1 protein-coding gene is annotated in these 275 nt (G+C 46.5%); it reads left to right on the top strand.

Translation table 11 applies throughout. The annotated features are described in order from the left end of the window. The coding region (locus SB725_RS31085) for a hypothetical protein (protein WP_410923244.1) at positions 1–275 on the top strand (275 nt) is incomplete at both ends.

The raw sequence follows: 275 nt of genomic DNA, 5'->3' as shown, positions 1-275 counted from the left end.
GCAGAAAACCAATTCCGTGTTGGTCTAGTACGTGTTGAGCGTGCGGTCAAAGAGCGTTTAAGCTCAGCGGAATCAGACAACTTGTCACCACAAGATTTGATCAACTCTAAGCCAGTAGCGGCTGCGGTTAAAGAATTCTTTGGTTCAAGCCAATTGTCACAGTTTATGGATCAGAACAACCCGTTGTCTGAAGTTACCCATAAACGCCGTGTATCAGCATTAGGACCTGGTGGTCTAACTCGTGAACGTGCAGGCTTTGAAGTACGTGACGTACA

Origin of the sequence: Pseudomonas sp. SIMBA_041 (assembly GCF_046535095.1) — a bacterium.
Classification (GTDB): Bacteria; Pseudomonadota; Gammaproteobacteria; order Pseudomonadales; family Pseudomonadaceae; genus Aquipseudomonas; species Aquipseudomonas mucoides.
The sequence above is the reverse complement of the archived record's forward strand: the minus strand, read 5'-3'. Positions and strand labels throughout refer to the sequence as shown.